This is a genomic window from Micromonospora profundi (genome assembly GCF_011927785.1).
GTDB lineage: Bacteria > Actinomycetota > Actinomycetes > Mycobacteriales > Micromonosporaceae > Micromonospora > Micromonospora profundi.
Genome location: NZ_JAATJK010000001.1, coordinates 5,512,574 through 5,526,679, shown reverse-complemented (window position 1 = coordinate 5,526,679; position 14,106 = coordinate 5,512,574). Strand labels below are relative to the sequence as shown.

General features: G+C 71.3%; 15 protein-coding genes. 11 read left to right on the top strand and 4 right to left on the bottom strand.

Annotation, left to right across the window (positions count from 1 at the left end):
• The first annotated feature begins 25 nt into the window (after nt 1–25).
• From F4558_RS24505 to F4558_RS24480, 6 genes are all read left to right on the top strand, one after another.
• Entirely contained in the window at nt 26–1,867 is a 1,842-nt protein-coding gene (locus F4558_RS24505) for an ABC transporter ATP-binding protein (RefSeq protein ID WP_053658766.1), read from the top strand.
• A 3-nt stretch (nt 1,868–1,870) separates the two neighbouring features.
• A complete protein-coding gene (locus tag F4558_RS24500) occupies nt 1,871–2,425 on the top strand; it encodes a MauE/DoxX family redox-associated membrane protein (protein ID WP_053658767.1) in 555 nt (184 codons plus the stop codon).
• Complete coding sequence (locus F4558_RS24495) at nt 2,425–2,961, top strand: S26 family signal peptidase (protein ID WP_053658770.1); 537 nt, start codon at nt 2,425–2,427, stop codon at nt 2,959–2,961. Before F4558_RS24500 ends, F4558_RS24495 begins: the two co-directional genes overlap by 1 nt.
• 38 nt (nt 2,962–2,999) lie before the next feature.
• Nucleotides 3,000–4,145: a HesA/MoeB/ThiF family protein gene (locus F4558_RS24490; RefSeq protein ID WP_053658772.1), complete on the top strand. Its 1,146-nt coding sequence runs from the start codon at nt 3,000–3,002 to the stop codon at nt 4,143–4,145.
• A gap of 188 nt (nt 4,146–4,333) precedes the next feature.
• Nucleotides 4,334–5,581, top strand: a complete 1,248-nt coding sequence (locus F4558_RS24485) for a hypothetical protein (protein ID WP_053658774.1) — start codon at nt 4,334–4,336, stop codon at nt 5,579–5,581.
• Nucleotides 5,578–6,123: a DUF3105 domain-containing protein gene (locus tag F4558_RS24480; RefSeq protein WP_157552856.1), complete on the top strand. Its 546-nt coding sequence runs from the start codon at nt 5,578–5,580 to the stop codon at nt 6,121–6,123. The genes F4558_RS24485 and F4558_RS24480 overlap by 4 nt, the downstream gene beginning before the upstream one ends.
• 286 nt (nt 6,124–6,409) lie before the next feature.
• Here F4558_RS24480 and F4558_RS24475 read toward each other — a convergent pair whose 3' ends face one another.
• On the bottom strand, nt 6,410–7,072 hold the full coding sequence (locus F4558_RS24475; protein WP_053658778.1) for a class I SAM-dependent DNA methyltransferase: 663 nt from the start codon (nt 7,070–7,072) through the stop codon (nt 6,410–6,412).
• A gap of 129 nt (nt 7,073–7,201) precedes the next feature.
• Between F4558_RS24475 and F4558_RS24470 the strand changes: the two genes are divergently transcribed.
• Both F4558_RS24470 and F4558_RS24465 read left to right on the top strand, forming a co-directional pair.
• The gene (locus tag F4558_RS24470) at nt 7,202–7,600 is read left to right on the top strand and encodes a VOC family protein (protein WP_053658780.1); all 399 of its coding nucleotides are present in this window, start codon (nt 7,202–7,204) and stop codon (nt 7,598–7,600) included.
• Between the two features lie 49 nt (nt 7,601–7,649).
• The gene (locus F4558_RS24465) at nt 7,650–8,192 is read left to right on the top strand and encodes a DUF4240 domain-containing protein (RefSeq protein ID WP_231640160.1); all 543 of its coding nucleotides are present in this window, start codon (nt 7,650–7,652) and stop codon (nt 8,190–8,192) included.
• Nucleotides 8,193–8,265: 73 nt separating this feature from the next.
• On the opposite strand, the gene F4558_RS24460 is transcribed toward F4558_RS24465, so the two are convergent.
• Nucleotides 8,266–8,883: a pyridoxamine 5'-phosphate oxidase family protein gene (locus F4558_RS24460; RefSeq protein WP_053658783.1), complete on the bottom strand. Its 618-nt coding sequence runs from the start codon at nt 8,881–8,883 to the stop codon at nt 8,266–8,268.
• Between the two features lie 163 nt (nt 8,884–9,046).
• Here F4558_RS24460 and F4558_RS24455 point away from each other — a divergent pair, with 163 nt between their 5' ends.
• Genes F4558_RS24455 through F4558_RS24445 form a run of 3 tightly spaced genes read left to right on the top strand, consistent with a single transcriptional unit; the run spans nt 9,047 to nt 11,210 of the window.
• Nucleotides 9,047–9,553: a DUF2231 domain-containing protein gene (locus F4558_RS24455; protein WP_053658785.1), complete on the top strand. Its 507-nt coding sequence runs from the start codon at nt 9,047–9,049 to the stop codon at nt 9,551–9,553.
• On the top strand, nt 9,550–10,098 hold the full coding sequence (locus F4558_RS24450; protein WP_053658788.1) for an Hsp20/alpha crystallin family protein: 549 nt from the start codon (nt 9,550–9,552) through the stop codon (nt 10,096–10,098). The genes F4558_RS24455 and F4558_RS24450 overlap by 4 nt, the downstream gene beginning before the upstream one ends.
• Before the next feature lie 8 nt (nt 10,099–10,106).
• Nucleotides 10,107–11,210 carry a glycosyltransferase family 9 protein gene (locus F4558_RS24445; RefSeq protein ID WP_053658790.1) on the top strand — a complete coding sequence of 368 codons (1,104 nt, stop codon included), beginning with the start codon at nt 10,107–10,109 and terminating at the stop codon, nt 11,208–11,210.
• On the opposite strand, the gene F4558_RS24440 is transcribed toward F4558_RS24445, so the two are convergent.
• Nucleotides 11,211–12,089 carry a glycosyltransferase family 2 protein gene (locus tag F4558_RS24440; protein ID WP_053658792.1) on the bottom strand — a complete coding sequence of 293 codons (879 nt, stop codon included), beginning with the start codon at nt 12,087–12,089 and terminating at the stop codon, nt 11,211–11,213.
• The gene (gene rfaE2, locus F4558_RS24435; RefSeq protein ID WP_245241359.1) at nt 12,086–14,083 is read right to left on the bottom strand and encodes a D-glycero-beta-D-manno-heptose 1-phosphate adenylyltransferase; all 1,998 of its coding nucleotides are present in this window, start codon (nt 14,081–14,083) and stop codon (nt 12,086–12,088) included. Before rfaE2 ends, F4558_RS24440 begins: the two co-directional genes overlap by 4 nt.
• Nucleotides 14,084–14,106 lie beyond the last annotated feature (23 nt).

Genomic DNA, 14,106 nt, shown 5'->3' with positions numbered 1-14,106 from the left:
GCGACACGGAAGTCGAGCGACGGTGATGGAAGCGACGTCGGGCAGCTGGATCTCGCCCAACCTGCGGCGCGTCGGCCCGGTCCTGTCCCTGGCGTGGAGGGCCGGGCCCGCGCTCCTCGGTGCACAGTCCGCTACTGCTCTGCTGCAGGCCGTTCTTCCGGTGACGATCGCCTGGCTGACGAAGGCGGTTGTCGACGGCGTGGGAGGTCGGGACGCGGGTCTCGCGGCGGGGGCGACAGCCGGTCTCGTCGCCGCTGGCCTGATGATGGGAGTCGCCTCCCATCTTCAGTCCTTCCTCGACAAGCTGGGCGGCTACCGGTCCAGCCTGTACGCGCAGGACGTTCTCTACCAGGCCGTCAACCGCTTCTCCGGCCTGGCCCGGTTCGAGAGCCCAGAACTCCAGGACCGGCTGCGGTACGCGCAGGCCACGGCCGGCCAGACGGCGAGCAGGGCGGTGTCCGGGATCCTCGCGATCGCCGGCGGTGTCCTGACGACCACCGCGTTGCTCTACTCGGTGGGCGTCATCAGCCCGGTGACGGCGGCGTTCCTGGCCCTGTCGGCAGCGCCGGCCGCGGCTGCGGAATTCATGCTGGCCCGTCGCCGGGCGGCCCTGCTGTGGGACCTGGGTCCGCTGGAGCGGCGGGAGATCTTCTTCGCCGGCCTGATCACGAGTATCGGCGCCGCGAAGGAGGTGCGGCTCTACGGGATCGGTGACTATCTGAAGAGCCGCGTACGTCGCGAGCGTCTACAGATCAACGCGCTCCACGGCACCCAGGACCGCCGGGAGCTGCTGACGCTGACCGGCCTCGGCGTGCTCGGCGCCGTCGGCACCGGCGGGGGGTTCGCGTGGATCGTGATGTCCGCCATCAACGGCACCGCCACCGTCGGTGACGTCGCGTTGTACATCGCGGCGGTGGGCGCGGCCCAGGCCGCCGTCATAGCGCTCTCCGGAAGCCTCGCGCGGACGTACGAGGACCTGCTGACCTTCGAGCACTTCCAGTCGGTCGTCACCGCCGAGCCGGACCTGCCGCACGCGGTGCAGCCTCGTCCGGTCACGACGCTCCGTGAGGGGATCGAGCTGCGGGACGTCTGGTTCCGCTACTCACCGTCTCATCCGTGGATCCTGCGCGGGGTCAACCTGTGGATCCCAGCGGGCGCCTCGGTGGCTCTGGTCGGCAGGAACGGCACTGGAAAGAGCACCCTCGTGAAGCTGCTGTGCCGGTTCTACGACCCGACCCGGGGGCAGATCCTGTGGGACGGGGTCGACCTGCGGGAGCTGGACCTGGCCGCACTGCGCGGCGCGATAAGCGCCGTGTTCCAGGACGCCATGCACTACGACCTCACCGCGCGGGAGAACATCGGCCTCGGCGACATCGACCAGATGGACGACCTGTCCGCCATTCGAGGTGCCGCGCGACTGTCCGGGATGGACGACGCGATCAGCGCCCTTCCCCGCGGCTACGACACGCTGCTGACCCGGCTCTTCAAGAGCGCGGCGGAGGCGGACGACGCCGCCACCGGCGTGATCCTCTCCGGTGGCCAGTGGCAACGGCTGGCGCTGGCCAGGGCTTTCCTGCGCGGACGGCGGCACTTGTTGATCCTCGACGAGCCGAGCACCGGCCTCGACGCGGTCAGCGAGGCGGATATCCAGGAACGCGTACGGGGCGTGTGGCAGGGGGTGGCGACGGTGGTGATTTCGCACCGGCTGTCGACGGCCAAGGCGGCGGATGTCGTCGCCGTACTCGACGAGGGTCAGATTGCCGAGGCCGGCACGCACGCCGACCTGATGGCCCGATCCGGGATCTACGCGGGAATGTTCGAACTCCAGGCCAGGGGTTATCAGGAAACCGATGCGGTGGTGGGCTGAACAATGGGAATCGCTTATCTGGAATTCGGCTGTCGCCTCACCATCGGCCTGGTTTTCCTGATCTCCTCGGCCGGCAAGGTCGGTTCTCCGGCGCGGTTCGCCGACTTCCGGTCTGAGATCGCCGCAATGCGTGTGGTTCCGGCGGGTCTGACCCGAGCCGCAGCAGCGTCGGTGTGCATTGTCGAAATTGCAGTGGTCGGCCTCTTGGTCAGTGGCTTCACCGCCGTTGTCGGGTTCGTCGTCGGGTCGGCTCTGCTCGCGGTGTTCAGCGCGGCGATCCTCCGCACCGTACGGTCCGGGGTCGGTGCCCGTTGCCACTGCTTCGGTTTCCGCTCCGGCCGTCTCGGAATACGGCACCTGTACCGCAACGGCTTCCTGATGGCGGTCTGTGCCGCCGGAGTCCTGGCGGCCACCGCCGGGCCGGATCGGACGCCGGCGTGGGTCGACCTGCTGCCCGTGACGCTGCTGGCGCTTGTGGCTGTGGCACTTCTCGTCTTCATGGACGACCTCGTGGACCTGCGGCGAGTGGACGCGACCCCCGGCCGGGGGCGGTTCTGATGGCAGCGGTAGCGGGGCTGATCAGCGCGCTGGCGCTGCTGGGCGGCGCAGCGGTGTGGGTCGCACGCCGTCAGCTCGTGATGATCACCGTCACTGGCGGCAGCATGCATCCGAGCTTGAACGACGGCGACACGATCCTGGTTCGGAAGATGCCGCTGCGCGCGATCCGCGCGGACATGATCGTCGTCTTCGCGCATCCGAAAAGGCACGAGGAGGCGTCGGCGAACGCAGGCGGTGCTGCCACCGACCTGGCCACGACGTGGCTGATCAAGAGGGTCGTCGCGGTACCCGGCGAGCCGGTCCCACCGGAGTTGGGGTGGAACGACCAGACGGTGCCCGCCGGCTGCCTCGTGGTGTACGGCGACAACCGCCGCTCCAGCCACGACTCGCGCCACTTCGGATACGTACGCCGAGCCGATGTGCGGGGGGTCGCGGTGCAGAAACACCTGCCGGACCGGGGCCGCCGCAGGCTGGTCGAGAACAGCCCGGGAGAAGGCCCGTGGCAGAGGACGTATCGCCACCGTGGGACGGCGTAGTGGCCAGTGAGTCGATTGCAACCCGGGAGGGCCAGCGCATGTTGCCGCAGTTGAAGGGGGTCGTCTGGGAACGCTCCGGAGCAGACGTCCAGATCGTCTACGACTTCCGCGACTCGTTCATCGTCACTGACCACGACGGTAGCGTGGAGGCCCTGCTCGACCTGCTACGGGAAGGCGGGCGTACTCCCGAGACGTTGGCCCGTGCCCTGTCCGACCGCTGCGGGCGCGACGTGCCGGTCGACGACGTGCTCGCGGCGATCGAAACGTTCGACGGCTATGGCCTGCTCGAGAACGGGGCGCGGCTGGGGCGGCTGGGGGACAGCGCCACCGGTCGGTATTACTCGAACCTCGCGTTCTTCGAGTCGTTCGCCACCCTGGCGCGGAGCAGGGAGGACTTCCAGGAGCGGCTGACCCGTTCCCATGTCCTGGTGCTGGGCACGGGCGGCCTCAACTCGAACACCATCCCGCACCTGTGCGGCCTGGGCGTGGGCCGCCTCACCGTGACGGACCGTGACGTCGTCGAGCCGCGCAACTTCGCCCGGCAGTACCTCTACCGGTGGGACGACGTCGGGAAGAGCAAGGTGGAGCGGGCCGCCGCCTGGGTGCGGGCGTTCGATCCCAGCATCGACGTCCGCTCGGTCGAGGCGAGCATCGACGGAGTTGCGGACGTGCTCCGGCTGCTTGACGTGGCAGGCCCGGACGTCGTCCTGTCGGGGGTGGACAGCCCGGACGGGATCGACGACTGGGTGAACACCGCGTGCGTGGTGCGGGGCATACCGTATGTGCGGGCCGGGATCTGGGTCACCCAGGGCATCGTCTGGTCGGTCGACCCCGGTAACAGCGCATGCCGAGCCTGCGCCCGGACGATGGCGAACCAGAGCCGCGACGCGGCCAGCGGTGACGCCGCTGTCGCGTTCACCGCTGCCGACCTGTTCCGCACCAAGCCGCGGAGCAATCGTGGGATCGGCCCGGTGGCCGGGCTGCTCGGTTCGTTGTCCGCGTTCGAGGTGCTCCGTTACCTCACCCGGTTCGAGCCGCCCGCGTACGCCGGCAACCCGCTCGAGATCGACTTCGCCGCCGGTTGTGCGATGCGAACGACTGCCTGGCAGCGCCAGGACGAGTGTGAGTGCGCGAACCCACAAACCAACAGCTCTCCACGCACGGAGGCGATCGTGGGCAGCTGACCGTGTTCGAAGGACCGTGGAGAGGAGGCGAAATGAAGATCGAGATCCGACGGATCGAGAGTGTGCGAGTCACCGTGATTGTTGGCGGCCCCACCGACAGCTGACCGGATCGGCTGTGAACGACAGGACACGGACGGCCTGGGAAGTCTTGCGACCCGGGCCGTCCGCTGCGAGGCGAGGAGTTCGCGATGGACGGATCGCCGGTGTTGGCGGTCGGCGTGCCGGCAGCGGTACGGCTGCTCATGGTCGCGCAGGAGGGCGACGAGTTCACCCTCGGCCGGCACGACCTCGGCGTGTACGTCGCGGTGCCCGAGCCGGGAGCGGTGTTCGTCCGCGCGTTGCAGGCGGGTAGTTCGATCGCGGCGGCCACCGACCGGGCCAGCACGGCGGCCGGAACGGCAGTGGACGGCGCCGACTTCCTCGACGGCCTTGCCGCGGCGGGCCTACTCGACGATGTCCGCGGCGACGGCGCGTCGGAGACGTCCGGATCGACCGGGGCGCCCCGGGGCACGATCCGCTGGATCGAGGGCGTCAGCCCACGGGTGGCCCGGGTGTTCTTCGGCTGGCCGGCCTGGCTGCTGTACGCGGGGGCCGCTGCCGCCTCCGTGGCCATGCTGGCGACCGAGCCGGCGCTGCGGCCCTCCTACGATCACATCTGGTGGCTCACCGACCCCCTGCTGGCGGTGCTCCTCTACGTGCCGATCGGTTTCGCGTTGGCAGCCCTGCACGAGATCTGGCACTGGCTCGCCGGTCGTGCGGTGGGCATACCCGCGGCGTTCCGCGTCAGCCGACGCGGCATCTACCTCGTCTTCGAGACCGACCTCAGCCAGCTCCTCACCATTGGCCGGCGGGCTCGTTACGGCCCCTTCCTGGCGGGCATGGCGTTCGACGTGACGGTGCTCGCGCTCGTGCTGGCGCTGCGGTACGCCCACATCGTCGGCGTGACGACGATGCCCGCCGCACTGGACCGGCTGCTGCGGGTGGTCATCCTCTATCTGATCTTCAGCGTCGTCTGGCAGTGGGCGGGGGTGTTCCTGCGCAGCGACGGGTACGCCGTCCTGGCCAACGCGCTGAAGTGCCACAACCTTTACCGCGCCACGGTGCTGACCACCAAGTGGCGGCTCTGGCGCCTGACCGACGACGAGCGCGTCGAACTGGACGCGATCGGACCGCGCGATCGGGCCGTCGCACGCTGGTTCGGCCTCGTGTACCTGGCCGGAATCGTGGTGATGTGGTGGATGGCCGTGACCTTCGCTGTGCCGTTCGCCATCGCGATGGGCGCCTGGGTGCTGGCGAACCTCAGTGCGTTCTCGCCCGCCTCGGTCGCCTTCTGGGAGTCGTTGGTCGTGCTGATTTACCTGGTCTTCGGCCTGATCGCGCCGGTCGTCATCGCCTTGCGTGAGCGCCGGTTGCGACGGATGGGAGCGCTGCTGTGAGTTTGCACCCGCACCGCTGGTGGTGGCGGACGGCGACGATGTCGGCGATCGGGGCGCTGGTGGCCACCCTGTTCACGGGAGGAACCCTGTTCGGGTCCGGGGCCCGTTCGGAGGCCGACGCGGGCCCACGACCGTGTCCGGCCGGCGAGACCGTACCTGTGCTGGAGAGCCCGCACATATCGCAGGCGGAGGCCGCCTCGGTCCGGTACTCGTCGCAGCCCCCGACCTCCGGCCCGCACTTCCCGTTCAGCCTGGCGCCGGGCGCCTACGACAGGCCCATTCCGGATGGACTGACGTTGCACGCGCTGGAGCAGGGCCAGGTCGCCCTGCTGTACGCGCCGGACACCCCGGTCGAGGTCGTCGCGCAGATGCGGCGGCTCGTCCACGCAAACCCGAGAAGTCTGCTGCTCGCGCCGCATCCGGCCGTCCGGGGCGGCGTGGTGCTGACCGCCTGGGGTTGCCTGCAACGGCAGCCGACGTACGACGCGGCGGCGGCAGCGGACTTCGTCGGCGAGGTCATCCGACGGCGAGAGCCGAGGTAGCGGAGCCGCAGCGGGCCGCCGGGGCGCAGGGCGTGCGGAAGTGCGGGAACCGAGGCGACCTGGTGCGGCACGTCGCCACCCGTAGCGAAAAGTCCTGGCATGCGGGTGGAAGGCAATGGGTCTGTCTCCGGCTGCCCTCCAACGCTGTCGACATGATCGACGAGTGGTGGCGGGCGCAGATCGCCGGGCTCGCGTAGCCCTTCCTCCGGCACCACGGCGGCCAGGGTCGATATGGGCGCACAGCGGGTGCAACCTCCCGGGCTGGCCGCCAGGGACCCCGACGCCCTCAGGGTTGATGCGGCCGCCCGGGTTGGCGGCGCGCGAACACGATGCCACCGAGCCGGCTCTCCGGTGAGACGACTGTCGTCTGCGCCTCGACGGTGAACCCGGCGTCGTGCAGCCAGGCCGCCAATTGGGCTGGCTGGCGGCGGTGGACGTGGATTTTCATGGGATGGCCGCCGTACCCCTGGGTCTTGAGAGTGGTCTCGTCGCCGACATGGAACCCGAGCAGCAGCGGGCCGCCGGGACGCAACACCCTCCGGAACTGCGCGAGGACCGCGCCGATCGTGTCGTCGGGGATGTGGATCAGCGAGTACCACGCCACCAGCCCGGCGATCGAGCCGTCGTCCAGATCGAGGTCGGTCATGGAGCCCACCTCGAACCGGAGACCGGGGTGGTCCCGTCTGGCGACGTCGATCATCCCGGGTGACAGGTCGATGCCGAAGGCGTCCAGGCCGAGGTCGTGCAGATGGGCGGTGATGCGCCCCGGCCCGCAGCCGACATCGGCGACCGGCCCGTCACCGGCGGCCCGGACGAGGTCAGCGAACAGGGCGAAGGCAGCCCGTTCGTAGGGCGCTTCGGCCAGGAGGCCGCGCAGCAGGTCCGCGTAACTGTCGGCGACCGTGTCGTAGGAGGTGCGGGTGTCCGCCAGCCAGCCGTCCTCGCTCATGACGGCCACGCTAGACCGACGACCAGTGGCGCGACGTCGGGTCCGATCCGAGCCCGCGCCGATGAGATCGTGTCTCCGACGACATCCATCCTGGAGAGACCATCCGCCGGACATCCTGGAGCCGATTCCATGACGTACGCCCCCGTGACCGTCAGCCTGCCCGTCGCCGACCGCGCGACCGCACACCGCTTCTACTCCGACGGCCTCGGCCTGGAGGCGGTGGGGGAGTTGGCCGACGACGGCCTTCCGGAGCCGTTGCAGTTCGTGGTCAACGACGGGTTGCGGCTGATGCTCGTCCCGACCGGCGGCTTCGGCTGGGTGATCGGCTCGCACGAGGTCGCCGCGCGGGGCCAGAGTGAGTGCGTGCTCAGCCTCGGCGTCGCGTCTCCCGCTGACGCGGACGCGATCGTCGAGCGGGCCCGCGCCGCCGGCGCCGAGGTGGTCACCGAGCCGGCAGCACAACCCTGGGGGTACGCGGGGGCCTTCGCCGACCCGGACGGTCACCTGTGGATGGTGTCCGCTGAGTAGCCGGCCAGGCCCAGGCAGGACTGTCGGTGGTGCCGGATACGGTCCGGTCGTGACAGTGACCACCGATGCCACAGGCATGTTGCCTACCGCCGCCGACGAGGCCCGACTGTGGGCGCTCATCGAGTCGGCGTGGGCCGGGCTCGACGCGGAGGCGCTGGCGCTGCGCCGAGCCATCGTCGAGCGTGATCCCGACGGGGAGGATGACGTGCGGTTCTACGCGATCGACGACTGGCTGGCCCCGTTCCTCGCCCGCCTCGGCGCCCTCAGCGACGAGTTGTCGGCGCAGGAGTTGACCGACCTCGACCGGGTGGTGGAGCGCAAGCTGCACGACATCGACCGGGAGGACATCCACGAGGTGACCGACGGCTCGGACGACGGCTTCCTCTACTGCCGCGGCTTCATCGTCGCCCTCGGCCGGGCCTACTACGAGGCCGTCCGCGTCAATCCTGCTCTTGCTCTGGAAGACGCCGACTGCGAGAGCATGTGTTATTTCTTCGCCCACCTGCACAACGACCGGTTCGGCGGTTGGCCGCAGACCGGCTCCGGCATCTCCCGGGAGTCATTCGGCAACCCCGCCGGCTGGTCGACCTGACGGCACGACGGCGTTCGGCGGCAATGCGCGGAGGGCTGCCGGGGCAGTGCGGGTGCCACCCCGGGCACCCGCGTCAGGAGTAGATCGTCCTGACGTACTCCGGGCCGTAGTGTCGTTCCAGCTCTTCCAGGCTCTCTGCGGGCGCCTCGACCTCCTTGATGAGGCGCGCACGGGCTGGCAACACGTCGGGCTGCCAGGTCTCCGGCTGCCACAGCGACGACCGCAGGAACGCCTTCGCGCAGTGGTAGAAGATCTGCTCGATCTCCACCACCACGGCGAGCACCGGCCGATGCCCCTTGACCACCATGTCGTCGAACCACGCCGCGTCCCGCACCAGCGTGGCGCGACCGTTGATCCGCAACGTGTCGGTCCGCCCGGGGATCATGAAGAGCAGCCCGACGTGCGGGTTGTCCAGGATGTTGCGGTAGCCGTCCGCGCGCTTGTTGCCCGGCCGCTCGGGCAGCGCGATCGTCACGTCGTCCAACACCAGGGCGAAGCCGGCAGGGTCGCCCTTGGGGGAGACGTCGCAGGTGCCGTCCGCGCCGGCCGTGGCCACCAGGCAGAACGGCGAGGCGGCGAGCCACTGCCGGTCCCGCTCGTGCAACCGGACACGATCCTTGTTGGCGGCCCGCGGGTGCGGCGCTCCGAGCAGTTCGCGTAACTCCTCGTGCGAAGTGATCTCCACCGTCACGTGTTCCTCCCCCAGCCGTTGACAGGGGTGGCGGGGCCACACCCCTCGCCAGCCTAAGGCTTGACCAGCGGGAGGTTTGTCCCCCGTCGCCGGGGGTACGGCCTCATCCGACGCGCCCGCCGCACGTACCGTCCGCAGCACGCCGACCAGTGGAGGCCGGGAGATGGAGAGCCGACTCAAGGTGCTGGGCCACCCGGTCCATCCGATGCTGGTCATGTTCCCGGTCGCGCTGCTTGTCACAGCGGTGCTGTTCGACATCGTCGACACTGTCGGCGGTCCCGACCTGCTCGGCGAGGTCGCGTACTGGAACATCACCGTCGGCCTGATCGGCGGCCTGCTGGCCGCGGCGGCCGGCACGTTCGACCTGCTGGCGATCCCGACCGGCACCCGCGCCAAGCGGGTGGCGTTGCTGCACGCCGGGGCCAACGTCGCGGTGATCCTGCTCTTCGCCGCGATCTGGGTGGTCCGGCTCAACGCCGACTCCCGCGCCGCCGGCGGCGCGTTGCTCGTCGTCGAGGTGGTCGCGGTGGCGATCCTCGGGATCAGCGCCTGGCTCGGCGGTGAGCTGGTCGACCGGCTCGGTGTGGGCGTCGACCGTGACGCGAATCTGGACGCGCCCAGCTCACTGCGGCCTCCCACGGCCGCCCAGCGGATCGGAGAGGCGCGATGAGTGAGCAGCAGCCCGGCGGCTTCAGCAGGGGATGGCGGAGCCGGCAGCAGGGCTGGGACCCGATGGGCGAGTTGCAGTCGTTGCGCTCCGAGTTGAGCCGGCTGGTGGGCGGCCGGGCCGGAGCATCAGACGTCGAGCTGAGCGAGACGTCCGACGGCTGGGAGGTCGTCGTCCGGCTGCCCGGCGTGGCACCCGAGGAGGTGGCCGTCGAGCTCGACGACCGGGAGCTGTGCGTGCGCGCCCGCTCCGAGGCGGAGGTCAACGCCGACCAGGGCATCCCCGGCGGCTTCGAGACCCGCGGGTTCGAGTACCGCGTCGACCTGCCCTCCCGCGTCGACCCCGACGGCATCGACGCGGTGATGGACCACGGGCTGCTGCGGGTCCGCCTGCCCCGGGCGGCACGGGCCACGCCGCGCACCATCACCGTCGGCCGCACCGGACCGCGCTCCACAGTCCAATCCGGGGGTACGCCGATGCCTGCCGATCCCGCAGCGGACCGGGAGCTGCACCACCCGGACACCGTCGGCGAGATCGACCGGCCGTAGCAGCCGGCGTGGTCACCCCGTCCCTGCTCGGCCCGACGGCCGGGCTCGTCCCCGACGTGCGGCGGATCGCGGTGCTGCGGGCCAACGCGCTCGGTGACTTCATCTTCGCCCTTCCAGCGCTTGACGCGCTGCGCGCCGCGTACCCCTCGGCGGAGATCGTGCTGCTCGGAGCGCCGTGGCACGCGAAGCTCTGGCGTGACCGGCCCGGCCCTGTCGACAGGGTGCTTGTGGTGCCGCCCGCGCCCGGCATCCGCTCCCCGGAGCCCGACGAACCAGAGTCGTCGATTGACGACTTCCTGGCGGCGGCGGCCACCGGCTTCGACCTGGCGGTGCAGATCCACGGGGGTGGCGCCAATTCCAACCCCTTGATGAGCCGCCTCGGAGCCCGGGTCACCGTCGGGTTGCGCGCCGAGGACGCCCCGCCGCTGGACCGGTGGATCCGCTACGTCTACTACCAGCACGAGGTGATCCGCTACCTGGAGGTGGTGGCACTGGTCGGTGCCCCCGCCACCACTGTCGTACCGACGCTCGCCGTCACCGACGCCGACCGGGCCGAGGCGGCCCGGGTGCTCGGCCCGGCGGACCGTCCCCGCGTGGCGCTGCACCCGGGCGCCACCGACACCCGCCGCCGCTGGCCGACCGAACGCTTCGCCGAGGTGGCCCGCGAGCTGCACGGCGACGGCTACGAGGTGCTTGTCACAGGTACGCCGTCCGAGCGGGAGGTGGTGGACCGGGTGGTCGCGGCGGCGGGCGTGCCGGTCCGGCCGCAGGTCGGCACGCTCAGCCTCGGTGGGCTGGCCGGCGGGTACGCCGACTGCGCGCTCGTCGTCTCCAACGACACCGGGCCGCTGCACCTGGCCGCCGCCGTGGGCACCCCCACGGTGGGCATCTTCTGGGTCGGCAACCTGATCAACACGGCGAACCCGCTGCGCGGTCGGCACCGGCCGATCTGTTCCTGGATGGTGCACTGCCCGGTCTGCGGCGTCGACTGCACGCCCGGCATCTACCCGCACCGGCCCGGCGACGGCGAGTGCCCGCACCGGGACTCGTTCGTCACCGACGTGCCGGTGGCCGAGGTGCTGGAGGCCGCCCGCGAACTGCTCACGCCGTAGTCAGGCCGGCTGCGGGGCGTCCTCGTCGGCGAGGACGACCTCCCACGCCTCCACGTCCCGCTCGGTGACAGTGGTCGGGGACTCCAGGTGGTACGCGCCGCTCGGCAGGACGCCCGCCCCGCCGTACCGGGCCAGCACCGCGAGCTGGGCCGCCACGTCCTCGCCCTGGTGTTTCTCCTGCACCCGTCGCCAGAAGTCGAACCCACCGGACGCGACGAGCTTCGCCCTGTCGTAGAGGACGCACCCGCCGATCCAGGACACCTTGTACGCCCGCCACGCGCCAGGCGGCAGCGCCAGCTTGGCGGTGATGTGCAGCAGGTTGGCCGCCGAGTGGATACGCGCACGGTCCCACTGGGCGGTGCCCGGCCGGATCCGCTCCGGCGTCGGCGGGCCGGCCCACTCCTCGTAGTGCCCGTGCGCGTCCGGCCGTACGTCGTCGGTGTACGACAGCCCGTGCACCCCGTTGCCGACGAAACCGCAGCCCAACTCCTCGATCGCGGTGACCAACCGGTGCAGCGCCCCCGGTTCCAGCCAGACGTCGTCGTCGAGGCTGAGCACGTACCTGGCAGTCGACGCGGCGAGCAGGTACGCGCGGTGCTCGGCCAACCCGCGCCGGGGCAGGCGGCGGGTCAGCAGCACCGGGTGACCCCCGTGGCGCAGCGCCCGGACCATTGTGGCCGCCGCAGGGTGGGCGTACGCCGGCTCCCCGTCGGACTGGTCGCTGACCACCACCCCGAAGGCGGGCACCCCGTTCTGGGCGGCGAGCCCGGCCAGGGTGACCGCCAGCTCGGCGGGCCGGTTACGTGTCGGGATCAGCACGTCGACAAGCCGGTCGGTGCGGAACGACGCGGCGGTGCCGAGGTCGAGGGGCCGGTTCACGACGGTCGGGTGGTCATGCTGCTGCCCGTCGGCGGCGCGCTCGCCGGTTGCGTCCCGGTGCTCAACGACGTGTCGGGCATGCTGGCCTGGGCGCGGGACACCGCGTCGGGCTCCGGGTCCGTGGCCTGCGACGACAGGTCCTGGCTGTGTGACCGGATCCGCTCGATGATCGCCGACGTGGACCGGTCCGGCACGTACCCAAGGGTCCGCACCTGGCCACCGAGCCGGCGTACCAGTGGCGCCTCCGGCACCAGCTCCGGCGGATAGTCGCCGCCCTTTACGTACACGTCCGGCCGGACGGCCTCGATCAGCGCGGCGGGCGAGTCCTCCTCGAAGATCACCACGTGGTCCACGCAGGACAGCGCGGCGAGCAGTGCCCCTCTGTCCTCGACCGGGTTGACCGGCCGGTCCGGCCCCTTCAGGCGACGGACGCTGCCGTCGGAGTTGACAGCCACGATGAGCAGGTCGCCGAGAGCACGGGCCTGTTCCAGGTAGCGCACGTGCCCCCGGTGCAGCACGTCGAAGCAGCCGTTCGTGAACACCACCGACCGTCCCGCCTCGCGATGCGCGGCCACTATCGCGTCGAGTTCGTCGGTGCCGACGAGCGCCGGATGCCCACCGGTCTCCGGCCGCATGTCGAGGGCGGCGAGCAGGTCGTCGCGCAGGCACACGCAGGTGCCGGTGTCGGACACGGTGATGGTGGCCGCGAGCTGGGCGAGTTGCGCGGCGGTGGGCAGCGGCGCGTCGGCGGCCAGGGCCAGCGTCATCGCCGCCAGGTACGCGTCCCCGGCGCCCACGGCGTGGCTCGCCGGGACCGGGGTGCTGTGGCTGCGCCGCCGCTCGCCGTCGGCGCCGCCGACCACAGCGCCCTCGGTGTCCAGGGTCACCGCGACCACGTCGGCGCCGGTGTGCGCGTGCAACTCGGCCAGGCGCGACTCGGCGAGCACCGCCCGGTCCACGCCCGCCCCGGCCTCGGTGTTCACAGTGACACCGGTGCCGGTGACGCTGAGCCCGTCGCCGGTGAACGCCACCCGGCCCTCGCTCGCTGTGGGTTCGCCCACCGGGCCGGGACGGTCGGCGCTGATCCCCGCCGCTCGGCCGGGGGCATCGGCTCGGACGAAGCCCGGCGCGGTGCCGTCGGTCTGAGCGGCGCTGTCGGTGTGGGTGGCTCCGTCGGTGTGGGCTGTGCTGTCGGTGTGGGTTCCGCCCGGGGCCGCGCCGACGGTCAGTTCGGAGGGACCGTCGGTCGGGTCGCCGTCGGGGTGTTCCAGGTGCAGGTCCGTGCCGCCCGTCGGGCGGGACGCGCCGCCGGCACGGGCCAGCAGCCTCGTCGCCTCCGCGAAGCTGGGAGTGACAACCGTCGGTGCGAGGCCCCGCCAGTCGGCGAGGTCGTGAGCGTCGAGCGCGACAGTGGCGTATCGCTCCCGCTGCGCGACCAGCCACGCGCGGACCGGCGCGGGCAGGGCACCCAGACCGTAGTCGCAGACCACGAGGGTCGGCGCCTCCCCGCCGGCGGCTGCCCGCAGCTCCTCGGTGGCGCAGTCAAGCGCCGTGAGCAGCCGGGACACCCCGTCCGGGTCCAGCGCGTCGTCCGGGTCGCCGGAGTCCTCCCGGAGCAGGATCTGATTACCTGCCAGCATCCGCCGCTTCACGGGTGTGGGGCGGCCGGGCTGGCTTACCGTACGGTCCCAGACGCCGGCGCGGTCCAGACAGTCGTGCAGTTCGTCGCCTGCCACGTCGGCGCCCACGGGGGCCACCAATACCGCCCGTCCGCCGAGGGTGGCGACGTTGACCGCGGTGTTCGCGGCCCCGCCCGCCGCGGAGATCCGCCGTCGCAGGGTGAGGACCGGTGCGGGCGCCTCCCGGCAGAGCCGATCGGAGTCGGCGAACCGCCACTCGTCAAGCATGGCGTCGCCGACGATCAGGACCGGGCGCCCGAGCCAGCTCTCCACGACGGTGGCGAGCCGGCGCTGTTCCGCTGCTGCTCCTGCCATGCCTCCCCGGGTCCCCAACGCCC

Coding starts and splice junctions, on each gene's coding strand:
- F4558_RS24505 (WP_053658766.1), top strand. CDS start 26: ATGGAAGCGACGTCGGGCAGCTGGATCTCGCCCAACCTGCGGCGCGTC.
- F4558_RS24500 (WP_053658767.1), top strand. CDS start 1,871: ATGGGAATCGCTTATCTGGAATTCGGCTGTCGCCTCACCATCGGCCTG.
- F4558_RS24495 (WP_053658770.1), top strand. CDS start 2,425: ATGGCAGCGGTAGCGGGGCTGATCAGCGCGCTGGCGCTGCTGGGCGGC.
- F4558_RS24490 (WP_053658772.1), top strand. CDS start 3,000: ATGTTGCCGCAGTTGAAGGGGGTCGTCTGGGAACGCTCCGGAGCAGAC.
- F4558_RS24485 (WP_053658774.1), top strand. CDS start 4,334: ATGGACGGATCGCCGGTGTTGGCGGTCGGCGTGCCGGCAGCGGTACGG.
- F4558_RS24475 (WP_053658778.1), bottom strand. CDS start 7,072: ATGAGCGAGGACGGCTGGCTGGCGGACACCCGCACCTCCTACGACACG.
- F4558_RS24470 (WP_053658780.1), top strand. CDS start 7,202: ATGACGTACGCCCCCGTGACCGTCAGCCTGCCCGTCGCCGACCGCGCG.
- F4558_RS24455 (WP_053658785.1), top strand. CDS start 9,047: ATGGAGAGCCGACTCAAGGTGCTGGGCCACCCGGTCCATCCGATGCTG.
- F4558_RS24450 (WP_053658788.1), top strand. CDS start 9,550: ATGAGTGAGCAGCAGCCCGGCGGCTTCAGCAGGGGATGGCGGAGCCGG.
- rfaE2 (WP_245241359.1), bottom strand. CDS start 14,083: ATGGCAGGAGCAGCAGCGGAACAGCGCCGGCTCGCCACCGTCGTGGAG.